This window comes from Oryzihumus sp., assembly GCF_054325275.1.
Window position 1 is genome coordinate 1 of sequence record NZ_JBTCWL010000088.1, and the last position, 13,521, is coordinate 13,521.

The 13,521-nt window shown below is 73.8% G+C and carries 13 protein-coding genes; 4 read left to right on the forward strand and 9 right to left on the reverse strand.

The genetic code is table 11. The annotated features are described in order from the left end of the window. Positions 1–74 precede the first annotated feature (74 nt). The 3 genes from ACXVGS_RS17175 to ACXVGS_RS17185 all read left to right on the forward strand — a co-directional run bounded on the left by ACXVGS_RS17175 (position 75) and on the right by ACXVGS_RS17185 (position 3,143). Positions 75–764, forward strand: coding sequence for a 50S ribosomal protein L25/general stress protein Ctc (locus ACXVGS_RS17175; RefSeq protein WP_458538178.1), 690 nt, complete (start codon positions 75–77; stop codon positions 762–764). 82 nt (positions 765–846) lie between these two features. Beyond that, positions 847–1,434: an aminoacyl-tRNA hydrolase gene (gene pth, locus ACXVGS_RS17180; RefSeq protein WP_458536379.1), complete on the forward strand. Its 588-nt coding sequence runs from the start codon at positions 847–849 to the stop codon at positions 1,432–1,434. A gap of 191 nt (positions 1,435–1,625) precedes the next feature. Then, a complete protein-coding gene (locus ACXVGS_RS17185; protein ID WP_458536378.1) occupies positions 1,626–3,143 on the forward strand; it encodes a sugar transferase in 1,518 nt (505 codons plus the stop codon). Between the two features lie 15 nt (positions 3,144–3,158). Here ACXVGS_RS17185 and ACXVGS_RS17190 read toward each other — a convergent pair whose 3' ends face one another. Continuing rightward, positions 3,159–4,082 (reverse strand): glycosyltransferase family A protein, encoded by a 924-nt coding sequence (locus ACXVGS_RS17190; RefSeq protein ID WP_458538179.1) that lies wholly within the window; start codon positions 4,080–4,082, stop codon positions 3,159–3,161. Between the two features lie 8 nt (positions 4,083–4,090). Next, positions 4,091–5,083 carry a sulfotransferase domain-containing protein gene (locus ACXVGS_RS17195; protein ID WP_458538180.1) on the reverse strand — a complete coding sequence of 331 codons (993 nt, stop codon included), beginning with the start codon at positions 5,081–5,083 and terminating at the stop codon, positions 4,091–4,093. A gap of 113 nt (positions 5,084–5,196) precedes the next feature. On the opposite strand from ACXVGS_RS17195, the gene ACXVGS_RS17200 reads away from it, so the two are divergent. Beyond that, complete coding sequence (locus ACXVGS_RS17200) at positions 5,197–5,979, forward strand: WecB/TagA/CpsF family glycosyltransferase (protein ID WP_458536375.1); 783 nt, start codon at positions 5,197–5,199, stop codon at positions 5,977–5,979. On the opposite strand, the gene ACXVGS_RS17205 is transcribed toward ACXVGS_RS17200, so the two are convergent. The 7 genes from ACXVGS_RS17205 to ACXVGS_RS17235 form a co-directional block, all read right to left on the reverse strand. After that, complete coding sequence (locus ACXVGS_RS17205) at positions 5,951–6,955, reverse strand: sulfotransferase (protein WP_458536374.1); 1,005 nt, start codon at positions 6,953–6,955, stop codon at positions 5,951–5,953. The genes ACXVGS_RS17200 and ACXVGS_RS17205 overlap by 29 nt on opposite strands. After that, on the reverse strand, positions 6,952–7,899 hold the full coding sequence (locus ACXVGS_RS17210; protein WP_458536298.1) for a sulfotransferase family protein: 948 nt from the start codon (positions 7,897–7,899) through the stop codon (positions 6,952–6,954). The genes ACXVGS_RS17205 and ACXVGS_RS17210 overlap by 4 nt, the downstream gene beginning before the upstream one ends. Further along, on the reverse strand, positions 7,896–9,512 hold the full coding sequence (locus ACXVGS_RS17215; RefSeq protein WP_458538181.1) for an oligosaccharide flippase family protein: 1,617 nt from the start codon (positions 9,510–9,512) through the stop codon (positions 7,896–7,898). Before ACXVGS_RS17215 ends, ACXVGS_RS17210 begins: the two co-directional genes overlap by 4 nt. Beyond that, a complete protein-coding gene (locus ACXVGS_RS17220) occupies positions 9,509–10,414 on the reverse strand; it encodes a sulfotransferase domain-containing protein (protein ID WP_458538182.1) in 906 nt (301 codons plus the stop codon). Before ACXVGS_RS17220 ends, ACXVGS_RS17215 begins: the two co-directional genes overlap by 4 nt. A 61-nt stretch (positions 10,415–10,475) precedes the next feature. Then, on the reverse strand, positions 10,476–11,684 hold the full coding sequence (locus ACXVGS_RS17225) for a hypothetical protein (protein ID WP_458538183.1): 1,209 nt from the start codon (positions 11,682–11,684) through the stop codon (positions 10,476–10,478). Next, positions 11,681–13,006 (reverse strand): O-antigen ligase family protein, encoded by a 1,326-nt coding sequence (locus ACXVGS_RS17230; protein WP_458538184.1) that lies wholly within the window; start codon positions 13,004–13,006, stop codon positions 11,681–11,683. Before ACXVGS_RS17230 ends, ACXVGS_RS17225 begins: the two co-directional genes overlap by 4 nt. Before the next feature lie 113 nt (positions 13,007–13,119). Continuing rightward, positions 13,120–13,521: hypothetical protein (locus tag ACXVGS_RS17235; RefSeq protein ID WP_458538185.1), on the reverse strand; the 402-nt coding region annotated here is incomplete at its 5' end.

Here is a 13,521-nt window from a genome sequence, read left to right on the forward strand (position 1 = left end):
GTCTGCCCTCAGGGGTGTGCCGCGCTCGTGCGCCGGCCCGCAGACCCGATCCACCTCTTGAGGAGCACATCACCGTGGCCGACTTCCGCCTCGCCGCCGAGCCCCGCACCGAGTTCGGCAAGGGCAGCGCCCGCCGTACCCGTCGCGAGGGCCGCGTCCCCGCCGTCCTCTACGGGCACGGCCAGGACGTCGTCCACCTGTCGCTGCCGGCCCGCGAGTTCGCGGCCGCGCTGCGCAACGGCGGCAGCAACGCCCTGCTCACCATCGTGCTCGACGGCAAGGAGCAGCTCGCGCTCACCAAGGCCGTCCAGCGCGACCCGATCAGCCGCACGCACGAGCACGTCGACCTGCTGCTGGTCCGCCGCGGCGAGAAGACCACGGTCGAGGTGCCGATCGTCATCGTCGGCGAGCCCGCGCCCGACACGATCCCGAACCACCAGCTGAACACGGTCGCCATCGAGGCCGACGCCACCAAGCTGCCCGACAGCATCGAGGCCGACATCACCGGCCGCACCGCCGGCCAGGGCATCACCGCCGGCGAGCTGGTCCTCCCCAAGGGCTCGACCCTCATCACCGACCCCGACGCCCTCGTCATCGGCTTCCTCGGCGCCCCCACGGCCGAGGCGCTGGAGGCCGAGCTCGCCGAGGCCGAGGCCGAGGCCGGCATCGAGAAGGAGGAGGCCGGCACCGAGGAGACCGAGGCTGCTGCCGAGGGCGCGGAGTCCGCGGCCGAGGGCGACTCCGGCTCGGCCGACGAGTCCTGAGCAGGTCCCGCTGAACCAGAGCACGACCCCCGGGGGCGACGGCACTGCCGTCGCCCCCGGGGCCGCGGCACCCGCGCCCGTCGTGTCCGAGGGCCCCTTCCTCGTCGTCGGGCTCGGGAATCCGGGGCCCGGGTACGCCGGCAACCGGCACAACGTGGGCGCCATGGTGCTCGACGAGCTGGCGGCCCGTGCGGGCATCAAGCTGTCCCCGGGCAAGGGCGCGCGGGCACGCGCGGTCTCCGGTGAGGGGCGGCTGGCCGGACGGCGGGTCGTCCTCGCCCGACCGCTCACCTACATGAACGAGTCGGGCGGCCCCGTGCGCGGGTTGCTCGACTACCACCACCTGCCCGTCGCCGACCTGGTGGTCATCCACGACGAGCTCGACATCCCGTTCTCGACCGTGCGGCTCAAGCGCGGCGGGGGCGAGGGCGGTCACAACGGCCTGCGGTCGATCACCCGCTCGACGGGCACGAAGGACTACCTGCGCGTGCGCGTCGGCATCGGCCGCCCGCCCGGCAGGCAGGACCCGGCCGACTTCGTCCTCAAGGACTTCTCCTCCACCGAGCGCAAGGAGCTCGACCTGCTGCTCGTCGAGGCCGCGGACGCCACCGAGCTGTTGCTGGCCAAGGGGCTCGAGGCTGCTCAGAACGACGTGCACCCCCGCAGCTGAGCTGGGCTTCCCCGGAATCCGGGGGCACGTCCTCCCAATTGGGTGAACGGTCACCGTGCGTATTGACGCTGGCGTCACACAGTGTGAGGGTGACACGGTCTCGGGCGCCTGGCGCGGGTGAACCTCCTGGTGAGGACGCTGCGATGTAGCTCGACGACTACGTTGAGTAGTATCCGCGGTCTGGGGGGACCATGCTCGTCGATGGTGGGGCAGGCCAGACCGAGCTGCGTCCTGCGCTGCCCGGCCGGGTCGCGGAGTCGGCAGCCCCCCTCGGCACGGCCCTGCCCGGCCGCTCGCTCCACACCCGCCGGCAGGCCCGGTGGTCCCGCCGCTACCGCGCCGTGCTCATCACCGCAGACGCCCTGATCGGCGTCGTCGCCGGCATCGTCATGCTCGTCGTCCGCCCCGGGGAGGACCTGCCCGGCTCGCCCTACGCCTGGCTGTGCGCGGCCCTGCCACTGGTCTGGCCGCTGGCGCTCGGCTTCTCCGGGGCCTACTCGCCGGAGTTCTACGGAACGGGCAGCGAGGAGTTCCGGAAGGTCGCCCGCGGTGGCCTGCTCCTGCTGGCCGGCGTCAGCGTGATCTCCTACGGCGCGCAGCTGGACATCGCACGGTCCTTCGTCGTCTTCACGGTGCCGTCGATCACCCTGATCACGCTGTTCGTCCGGTTCTTCGCCCGCAAATGGCTCGCGCGTGCCCGCCGGCATGGTCGATGCGTCAAGCGCGTCGTGGCCGTCGGGCGCGATGCAGCCGTCGCCGACCTCGTGCGCCGGCTCCAGGTCGACCGGTACGCCGGCATGGAGGTCGTCGCCGCCTGCGTGACCACCCCCGGCGCCGCCGCGCGCGTGGAGTCGATCGGCGTGCCGATCGACGGCGACCTGGACGACGTCGTCGACGTCGTCCAGCGGCGCAACGCCGACGCGGTCGCGGTCACCTCCGCCAGCGAGACCGCCGCGCTCTACCTGCGCAAGCTCTCGTGGCAGCTCGAGGGCAGCGGGATCGAGCTGCTGGTCTCGCCCGGGCTGATCGAGATCGCCGGGCCGCGCCTGCACATCCGGCCGTTCGTGGGGCTCCCGCTGCTCTCGATCGAGGAGCCGACGTTCTCCGGCTGGAAGCGCGTGCTCAAGGGTGCGCTCGACCGCTTCGGCGCCGCCCTGGCCATCGTCCTGGTCGCGCCGGTGCTCGCCGCGCTCGCGGTGGCGGTGAAGCTCTCCGGCCCGGGCCCGGTGCTCTACCGCCAGGAGCGGGTGGGGGCCTCGGGCCGGATCTACACGATGTTCAAGTTCCGCAGCATGGTCGACGGCGCGGACGCGAAGCTCTCCGACCTCCTGGCGCAGAACGAGGGCAACGGCCTGCTGTTCAAGATGCGCAAGGACCCGCGGGTCACCCGGGTCGGCCGCTGGCTGCGCCGCTTCTCCCTCGACGAGCTCCCGCAGCTGTTCAACGTGCTCGGCGGCTCGATGTCGCTGGTCGGCCCGCGGCCCCCTCTGCCGCACGAGGTCGAGCGCTACGACACCTCGATCCGCCGGCGGCTGCTGGTGAAGCCCGGGCTGACCGGCCTCTGGCAGATCTCCGGGCGCAGCGACCTCTCCTGGGAGGAGTCGGTCCGCCTCGACCTCCGCTACGTGGAGAACTGGTCGCTCGCGCTGGACCTGCTCATCCTCTGGAAGACGGCGTCCGCCGTCCTCCGCTCCCGGGGCGCCTACTGAGCCGGCGGTCGGGGCCTAGAGCCCCCGGCCGCGGCGGTGCAGGAACGACATGACGGCCTCGGCCGACACCATCCGGAGGGCCACCGCGAGGGCCAGGTAGCCGCGCGGCTCGGCCCAGCGGCGGCCCATCGCCCGGCGTGCCCATCGCGTCGCCGCCCGGCGCCGGCCGAGCGCGGCACTGCCGAAGGCCAGCTGACCGAAGACCCGGGCCGCGCCCCGGTCGCTGACGGTGATGCCCGGATGCCGCTCGAGCATCCACTGCAGCGACGCCACGCGCGTCTCCCACTGGCGCGAGAAGTGCGAGGAGGTGCCCCACAGCACGCGGACCAGCGGCTCGTCGATGTGCTGGATCGGGGCGCGGGAGGCGGCCCGCAGCAGCAGGTCCCAGTCCTCGTTCTGGCTGCCCGGGATGTTCTCGTCGACCATGCCCAGCCAGCCCAGGAGGGCGGCGCGGCGCAGCAGCAGCGTGGAGCTGTGCAGCATCGCCATCCGGCTGCGCGTCAGGTCGTCGTGGGTCACCTCGGCGGCGCCCGCCAGCCGGGGCACCTCGGCGCCCTCGTAGGCCACCAGGATCGACGTGGTGAGGACGTCGGCGTCCGGGTGCTGCCGGCTGCGGTCCAGCTGCGCACTCAGCCGGGTGGGCGCCCAGGTGTCGTCGTCGTCGCAGAAGGCGACCCACTCGGTGTCCAGGGCGAGGATGCCGGTGTTGCGCGACCCGGCGAGGCCGGGCGTGCGCTCGTTGGCCACCACCCGCACCCGGCGGCCGGGGGAGCTGAGCTCCGCCAGCGTGGGGTCGGGCGTGCTGCGGTCGAAGACCACCACGACATCGAGGTCGGCGGGGGTGTCCTGGGCCAGGATCGAGCGCAGCGTCCGACGCAGCAGCTCGGGCCGGTCATGGGTGGGGACGACGACGCCCACCGTGGTCGCCGGAGCGTCCATGGCACCGCTCATCGGGGCGCCCGCCGCAGGTAGCCGTAGCGGGCCAGCAGCGGGGCGGTCAGCGCCGACACCAGCCAGCGCCGCCGGCGGGGGAGCTCCCTGCGCCAGGCGTCGTCCCGGCGCAGCGTCGTCGGGCCGGTGCGGAACCGCATCGGGTTGCCCGCGACGGTGTGCGAGGGCGACAGGGTCGCCGTGGCGCCCGCCAGGAAGCCGAGGCTGCCCTCGCCGGTCGGCATGCCGGCGAACTCCGCCAGCTCCCCGAGCACACGCCGCGGATCGGTCACGAAGTCCTCGTACCGCAGCAGCGTCGTGGGCGTGCCCAGCCGGCGCAGCAGGCCGAAGAACAGGTTGTGACCGCTCCACAGCAGCGACGAGCGCGCGGGGGAGTAGCGGGTCATCAGGGCCTCGTCGCTGTGCGCCTCCGGCCGGCGCACCTCCTTGGTCCAGGAGTAGGCGACCCCGCGGGGGTCGCGCACGACGTGGACGATCCGGAGATCGAGGCCGGGCTCGGTCCGCAGGCAGAAGGCCAGCGACGAGTGCTTGCTCGAGTCGATGACGACGTCGCCGCCGCTGGTCTCGCTGATCGCCCGGTAGAGCCGGAGGAAGGTGCCCACGTACTCGCGCAGCTCGGCGCGGTGCCGCCCCAGCAGGCGAGGGGCGAGGAGCCGGGGGATGAACCGGGTGCGGTCGACGCGCGGCCGCAACTCCTCCATCCGGCGGGCGAGCGCCGGGTCCCAGCCGCCGAAGGCCCGCGTGCCGACCTCGGTCCAGAACTCGCACCGCGAGAACGGCACACCGCAGCCGCAGGTCTCGTCGTCCAGGACGCCGCGCTGCCACAGGTGCACGAGCTCGCCGACCGAGCACGCACCGGGGAGCTCGCCGAGTACCCGCTCGATGACTGTGGTGCCGCTGCGCCCGAGGCCGCCCAGGTAGAGCACCCGCGGACGGGCCGGATGCTGGGCCGAGGAGGCGGGAGACATGTCTTCCGCGGAGGTGCTCACCACGTCGCGAGTCTGCCATCGCGGGCCACCGGGGTGACCCCCTGTGACCTCCAAGGGGTGAGATCGCGCAGCTCGAGCCCCCACGGGCGCGCGCGAGGGGTCATGATCTGACGATGACAGCGACGGAGCGTGAGCGCGTCGAGGTGGGCGGACTCCCGATCGACCCGGTGACCGAGCACGAGGTGGTCGAGCGGGTCCGGGCCGAGCTGCTCGCCGGCCGTGGCGGCTGGATCGCCACCCCGAACGTCGATCACCTCCGCCACGCCTCCCGCGACCCGCGAGTGGCCGAGATGATCCGCAGCGCCCACATCAGTGTCGCCGACGGCGCGCCCGTCGTGTGGGCGGCCAAGATCTCCGGCCACCCGCTGCCGGCCCGCGTCACCGGCGCCGACCTCATCTGGTCGCTCAGTGAGGCCGCGGCGGCCGACGGCCGGTCGGTCTACCTGCTCGGCGGAGAGCCGGGCGTCCCCGAACGCGCCGCCGAGGCCCTGCAGCGCGCCTACCCCGGGCTCAAGGTCTCGGGCAGCTGCTCGCCGCCCCGGGGCTTCGAGCTCGACGAGGTCGAGCTCGCGAAGTGCCGCGACGGCGTGGTCGAGGCACACCCCGACATCGTGTTCGTGGGGCTGGGCTTCCCGAAGCAGGAACGGATCATCTCCGACTTCTCCGCGCTGCTGCCCAGCGCCTGGTGGCTCGGCTGCGGTGCCGCGCTGCCGTTCGCCGCGGGCGACCTGCAGCGGGCGCCGGGCTGGATGCGCCCGCTCGGCCTGGAGTGGCTGTTCCGGCTGGTCCACGAGCCCCGCCGGCTGTTCCGCCGCTACGTCCGCGAGGACGCCCCGTTCGCGCTCGTGCTGCTGACGGGGGCCCTGCTCACCCGTCTGCGCGCGCCGCGTTCCTGACCGCTCCGCCCCGGCCCGGCCCCAGCACGCGCCCGGCCACCGACGCGGTCAGCGTCCGCACCCGCTCGACCTCGGCCGGGGTCAGCCGCGTCCGGTAGGTCGACAGCGCCGTCGCCGAGCCCATGGGCCGGTACGCGGTCCGGGAGAGCCCGCCGCGCAGCGACCAGCGGTGGGACCCCTGCTCGGCGCCGGCCTTCTCCGTCGTCGCCTCGCGGACCCGTCCGGCCGCGTCGTCGGACCAGGTGAGCCCGAACCTGCGGTACAGGTCCTCGAACCGCGTCATCGGGTCCTCGACCAGGGCCTCGTAGCTGACCAGGTGCACGCCCGGCAGCTCCCGGAAGGCGCGGTCGACGACGTCGTAGGTCGCCTCCCACAGCAGGCACGTCCGGGCGAGCCAGTCCGGCGAGCCGACCAGGTCGCGCATCCGCTCGACGTAGGGGCCCAGGTGGTCACGGACCAGCGCCGGCTGCTCCAGCAGCTCGTGGAAGTGGATCTGCCAGTTCAGCGCCCGCCAGCTGCCCACGAAGGACACCGGGTCACGGACCAGGACGACGGCCTCGCAGCCCATCTGCTGGGTCAGCCACCCGGTGGCGAACACGGCGAACGGGTCGTCGATCATCGCCCGCCGGCCGCGCAGCCGGCCCGCCGTGAACGCCGTGCCGTACTTGACCATGCGGGCCAGGTCGTAGGCCGAGTGGTTCCGCCGCAGCTCCGGCCCGAACTGGTAGCGCAGGGCCAGCGTGCGGTCGAACGCCCGGCGCCACTGCTCGTCGTCCTCGTCGCTGATGTACTGGAACCGGTGGGTGACCGTCGCGTCGAGCACGCCGGGGGAGTGGCCCGGCGGGTGCTGCGGGTTCATCGGCTCGTTGACGTACACGACCTCGCCCGAGGCCTCGAGCATCTTGCCGACCCAGCTGGTGCCGCTGCGGGGCAGGCCGGTGACCAGGAGGCCACCGCGCGCGTCGCCGCGGCTCACGAGTCATACCCCAGCTCGCGCAACAGGTGTCCTGCCTCTCGGTCCACGTCGGCCAGCCCGTCGGCGTCGAGGGCCGTGCGCCACCGGCCGATCGAGCCGGTGTCGGCCCGCCCGAGCGCCTCGAGCAGGGACGCGGGCGGCTCGGCGTGCCCAAAGAACGCCGCGATGGTCGCGGCGGCCTGCTCGGGGTGCCGCACGACGTCCTCGTAGCGGACGGTCAGCACCCGCTCGGGCGGGAGCTCGGCCAGGGCGGTGCGGGCCGAGTCGGTGAACCGCCGCCAGCTCCACGCCGTGCGGGTGAGGTCGGAGGCGGTGGCGAACTCCTCGGCCCGCTCGCGCTCGACCCACCAGCGGGCCCACGGCCCCCACGCCTGGCCACCCCGGCCGCGCTGCCCGGTGCCGGCCGACTTCGCCGACAGCCACGGCTTCTCCGCGTGCGAGACGGCGACGTCGCGGCCGTCGCGGATGATCTGGACGAACCGGGCGTCGGGGAAGGTGCGGACGAGGAAGGGCACCACGAAGCAGTTCTCGGGGTTCTTCTCGACGAACCGCCGTCCCCCGTCGCCGGCGGCGAGCAGGAGCAACCGGTACGACGACCGGAACACCCGCGCCGCCCGGCGCTCGGACCACGTGCCCTCGTACACCTGCCGGGCCGCGGCCTTGGTCACCCGCGGCTCGAAGTGGTAGGACACCTCGGGCAGCGCACCGATGCACGACCCCAGGAACGTCGTCCCCGAGCGCGGCGCGCCGAGCACGAACACCGGCGCCCGCAGCCGCGGGTCGAGCGCGCGCGGGCCGAGACCCGTGCGCGCCCGGCCGGCGCGTTCCCGGCGGCGCTCGCGGCGGTCGGACATCAGGCCGCGCGCGGTCAGCACCGTGAGCCGCCAGGGGGTCAGGGCCATGGGCGGCGGCGCGGGGGCGGCCGCCCGGTCGAGTGCGGTCATCGTGGTCCTCCGGAAGGGTGCCGGTCGTCCGCGCGGGACGGGTCGGCCGGGACGGTGGGACGCCGGCGGCCGCGCGGGACCAGCGAGCTGAGCGCGGGCAGCCCCAGCGTCGACCGCAGGCGCAGGCATACGGTGGCGAAGAGCCCGGCGCCGACGACCACGGCGCCCGCGGCCACGAGGACGTTCCCGGGGGCCAGCAGCAGCGCGCCGACGGGCAGGACGCCGAAGCAGAAGGCGGCCACGGCCGCGGCGTTGCGGGTGGCGTGCCCGAACGGGTGCAGCCCCATCGACACGAACAGCTGGGTCAGCGGCAGGGCGTTGTTGGAGACGATCGCCGCCGCCCAGCCGATGCCGGCCCCCAGGATGCCGAGGTGGGGGATGAGGAGCAGGTCCACGCCGACCATCACCACGAGCGAGAGCACCGAGTTGGCCAGCGTCCACGACGTGCGGCCGGCCATGTTCAGCAGCATGTCGACCATGCCGCAGGCGGTGGCGAAGAGCATGGCGCCGGCGAGGATGAGCACCACGGGGCGCCCGGCGGAGTACCCGTGCCCGAAGATGGTCAGGACGAGGTCGGCGAACACCCCGCACAGCAGGTAGAGCGGCCAGTTCAGCAGCACGATCCACGCCGTCGCGTTCTGGTAGACCGCCTTCGCCGAGGCCCGGTCACCCACCGCGAGCAGCTCGGCCAGCCGTGGCTGCGCGGCGGTCGAGATGGCCGTGGCGGTCAGCTGCCCGACGACGAGGAAGCGGGTGGCGGCCGTGTAGACCGCGGCCGACGCCGGGCCGCTGAGCACCGTGACCAGCACGATGTCGAGCCGCTGCAGGGCCAGCTGGGCGAGGCTGTTGATCGCCCGCGGCCCGGTGAAGGTCCAGAATTCCCGCCACGGGGCGGCGTCGGAGGCGGGTGCGCCCCCGTCGGCCACGGGTGTGCCGGACCGGTGCGGCCGGCGGCCGAGGCGGACCAGCCACCAGCCGCCGAGCACGGCCGACAGCGCCCACGGCAGTGCCCAGGCGCCGGCCAGCAGGCTGACCGAGCCCCCCGTGACGACGGCCGCGACCAGGCCCAGCTGGAGCAGCGGCCGGCCGATGCGGTCCAGCGTGACCGTCGGCAGCATGGTCGCGTGCCCGCGGGTGGCCGACAACAGCGTGTCCGACAGCGTCGTCACCGGCAGCAGGAGGGCGAGCACCACGACCGCCGCCCGGGTGGAGCCGCTCGGGCCGCCGACCAGGCGTGCCCACGAGGGGGCCCAGACGATGAGCACGGCAGCGGTGATCAGGGACAGCACCACCACCGGGGTGAGCGCGACCCGCTGGAACGCGCGGATCCGGTCGGGCCGGCCCAGGGAGCGGGTCCGCGCGATGAAGTACACGAGCCCCGTGCCGGTGCCCAGCCGCGCAACCATCTCCGCGAGCAGGAACACCGAGGTCAGGGCGAAGAAGACCCCGGCGTCCGCCTTCGGGAGCGCGCGGGTGACGACGACGGTGAGCAGCACCCCGGTGACGGCCGTGACGCCGGCCCCCACGAGGTTCAGCGCGCCGCCGCGGGCGATCGTCGGCATGCCGACGCGTGCTGCCGTACCGGTCCGCGCGCTGTGCGCGGTGGTGCTCACGTGCGCTGACGTTCCGGCCGGCCGACGTCGGCCCGCCAGCTGACGGGGTGGCCGAGCCAGTCGACGAGGCGTTCGTCGTAGGGCGCGAAGTGCTCCTCCAGCCGCTCCCGCAGCTCCGGCTGCATGGGCGAGCGGGGGCGGGCGTTGTGCTGCTCGAACACCGGGTAGCCCATGTGCGGCAGGCCCAGGAACTCCAGGACGCCGTCGTAGGCCGGCTCGGGGTCGGTGAAGAACTGGTGGCTGTCCACGACGTGCATGCGGTCGCGGCCGAAGACCTTCTCCAGCCGCGTCAGGTGATCGATGTAGCGGCCGCGCTGGAGGTAGCCGTGGTGCTGGTGCGAGTGGCTGCGGTAGGCCGGCTCGGCGATCAGCCGCTCCGCCTCACCCTCGAGCCGGCTGTCCTCCAGAGCCAGGGCCGTCTCGAAGTCCTGGTCCTCGTAGCCGCGGGCGAGCTCGTGGGCGTGGGCGGAGTACGCCCGCTCCACCGGGTCGCGCAGCAGGACGAGCACCTTGACCTCGGGTAGGTCGTGGGCGATCCGCTCCGCCGCCAGCGGGTGGAACATGTAGTACGGGCTCGACTCGAACGTCTGCGGGCGCACGCCGAACTGCTTCCCGACGGCCCGTGCGCTGCGCTCGAGCGGGAAGTGGGCCCGGTACCAGGCCATGCCCTTGTCGTAGTCGGTGTCGAAGTAGTGCACGCCCTTGTGCCGCACGGCCTTGAGGACCGCCGGGTGCTGGCTGAGCGTGCGGTACATCGAGGTCGTGCCGCAGCGCTGGCCGCCGATGATCAGGAAGTCCGGCGTCATACGCCAGTGGCTGGTGAGCAGGCCGGCGGTGACGGTGACACCCTGCACCGCCTGCTTGACGGTCGGGGACCGGCGCAGGTTCGCGGTGAGTGACATGGCGTGCCTCGTCTTCCGTGCGGTCTGTCGTTGATCAGCAACGTGCGGGTGGGGCGGCAGCTCAGTCGGCGTCCAGGGCCGTGTCGATGGCGGGCAGGAGCCAGGTGCCGACGTCGCCCAGGCGGGCTCCGGCCTCGACCTGGCGGTCGGCCAGATAGCGGGTGGCCAGTTCGGTGAGGTAGGCCAGCGCCGTGGCCCGGGACTGCTCGCCGGTCAGCCCGAAGGGATCGAGGACGGCGGCGGCCGTGGCCACCGCCCGGCCGGCCGAACCGGCCGGGTCGGCCAGGCGGTTGACGAGGTCGGTCTGCAGCGCCCAGTGGAGGGCGTCGTACCCCACCGGAACCGAGGGTGCGAAGCGCTCCCAGTCCCAGACCAGGAGACGGTCCCCGGCCAGCGCGGTGTTCCACGGCGTCCATTCGCCGTGCCAGGCACCCAGGCGGAGCGAGACGTCGCCGAAGGCCTTCCCGATGCGGCCGGCGAGGTCGGCGAGCGTCTCGGCGGCCGGGCTCGCGGGCAGCGCCTCGATGCGGTCGGTGAGGTCGGCCCAGTAGGGCGAGAGCGAGAGCGGCCCGGCGGGGGTGCCACCGACGGCGGCCACCTCGGCCTGCGCCGCGGCCACCTGGTCCCGGGCGGGACGGCTGCGCTGCCCGGCGACCGGCAAGGGGGACTGGACCAGCAGCTCCAGCCCGTTCCACCGTCCGGTGTGCAGGACGGCGGGAATCGTCGAGCGCTGCAGCCCGGCCGTCGCCAGGGTGGCCAGGGCCGCGGCCTCGTCGCGCACCAGGCGGGAGGTGAGGGGGTCGACGCCGACCTTCACGTAGGCGAGGGTGCGGCCGTCCGGCGCGAGCACCTGCAGCACCGGCTTGCGGTTCGCCCGCGGAGCGCCCAGGTACATGCTCAGCAGCACCTCGGTGCCCAGCACGCCGGCCAGGTGCGACTCGATGGAGGCGGCGTCGCCGCGCCCGGCACCGTCGACCAGGCGCACCCGGTCGCGCAGGAAGAGCGGAGCGACGCCGGTGGCCATGCCGGCCGCCAGCGCGGCGGCCTGCCACCGGGCCGAGCGACCGCGCCCGACGCCGTAGCCCCGCAGGGCGCCGGCGGCGGCCCGCCGTCCGTGCGGCACGAGCAGCCGGGGACGGCGGCCGTTGGGAAGGAGCAGGTACTCCCGGTGGACGTCGCCACCCGCGGGGCCACCGATCGTGAGCTCCAGGGGTGCGGGCCACAGCAGGCGCCCGACGTCCCTCAGGTGCCTCAGTCGATCGTCGCTCATGCCCGTCCCCCCGGTACGCGGACCGGAACCGCCGTGATCGCAGCCGGCAGAGCCTGGGGCTCCTCCGGCACGTCCTCGTCCCGTTGATTGCGCCAGAGCAGCGCGATCGAGAGGAACGAGATCACCAACGGCATGGTCAGCGCGTTGTAGACGAACATGAAGAACAGGGGCAGCGCCAGAGCCAGCAGCCCGGCATCACCGATCGGGGTGGGATCGCGCCGGTAGGCCCAGAGTGATCGCAGGAAGAACCCGACGTAGAGCGCCGCCCCGCCGGCGCCCTGGGCGATGAGCAGCAGCCAGAGCTGCCCGTTGCTGCCGAGGGTGGGATTGCCGCACCGCGGGCACTTGGCGTCCGCGCCGATGGCGATCGAGTTGCTGCTGCCCAGGGCCGCGCGTGGGCCGCCGAAGCCGAGCACGGGGGAGTACTGGAACACCTCGAGCGTCCGGTCGAGGGTGAACGCCCGGATCGCGTTGCTCTTCGGGTTGTCGAAGCGCTCCTGGATGATCGTGGCGAGCGGAGAGACGGCCACCAGCGTGCCGACCAGGACCAGTCCGACGATCACGCCACCGAGCAGCGCGATGTGGCCGCGCATGGCCAGCCGGAGCGCCATGAAGGCGACGATCAGGCCGAGCCCGATCCAGAGGCCGCGGTTGAGCGAGTACACGATCGGGATGGCCGACAGCGCGAGCAGGACCAGCCCGACCAGGCGCCGGGGCCCGCCGGCCTTGTGCAGCCACGCGACGACGAACCAGCCGATGAGCAGGGCCAGGCAGTTGCCCCACGTGTTCGTGTAGCCGAACGGCGCCGACGGCCTCGGCGACGAGAACCCCAGCACGTCCTGCAACTGCGACGCGGCGGGGTGCACGAGGCTGCTCACGAAGCCGTTGCTGGCGATCCGCTGCGGCAGCAGCCGCTCGACGAGCGACGTGAACCCGAAGGTGGGCGCGAACGTGCCGAGCAGGCCGCCGCCGAGGCAGACGATGAAGAAGAACCCGAGCTGGCGGACCAGCTTGCGCCGGGGGAACTCCCGCTCGGTCAGGTTGCCCGCGTACAGCAGGATGACCGTCGCGGCGAGGTAGCCGGCGAGCGCGAAGCCCACCGAGAGCAGCCGCGAGGACACGGTGTTGGGCAGCGTCCCCGGCGGATTCGCCGGGAGCATGATCGTGCTGGCCAGCAGCCAGAACAGGAACAGCAGCCAGAGGCCGAATCCTGGCGGCGTCGCGATGGGCCGGCGGCGCCACAGGTGCACCACCATCGGGACGGGGAGCACGAACAGGATCAGCGTGCCCATGCCCAGTGCCCACCACAGCGGGTAGAGCATGAGCAGCGCTGTCAGCGGCCAGCCCGAGGTGGCAGGCCCACGGGGCTCCTCGAGCCCCGGGACCTGCCCGCCCGTGACCACCGGTCCGGGCGGAGCGGATGGTCCCAGGACCCTCATCGAGGAGCGTTGCCCCGCGAGCCCGGCGGGACGAGCTGTCCCTCCGGTGCACCGGCGCCGTTGCCGGTGGTCGCCCCGTTGCCCGAGGTGCTCCCCGTCTTCGGGGCCCCCGGCCGGCTGGTCGCCGACGTCTCCGCGGTGGTCGCGGCCGCGGTGGCCGGCCCCTCGGCCGGCGCGCCGTCCGCGGACACGGCGGCCTCGCCCTTGCTGCGCTCCCGCTGGCTGTCCCGGCCGTAACGGGCCATCACCGCGCCGAGCACCGGGGTGCCCATCGACTCCATCTGCGCGCAGGCGTCGACCACGTCGCGGGCGTTGGTCGCACCGGTCTCGACGACCAGCACGGCGAGCTCGGCACCGCTGGCCAGGGTCTGGGCGTCGGGGCTGTGCGTCGTCGGCGG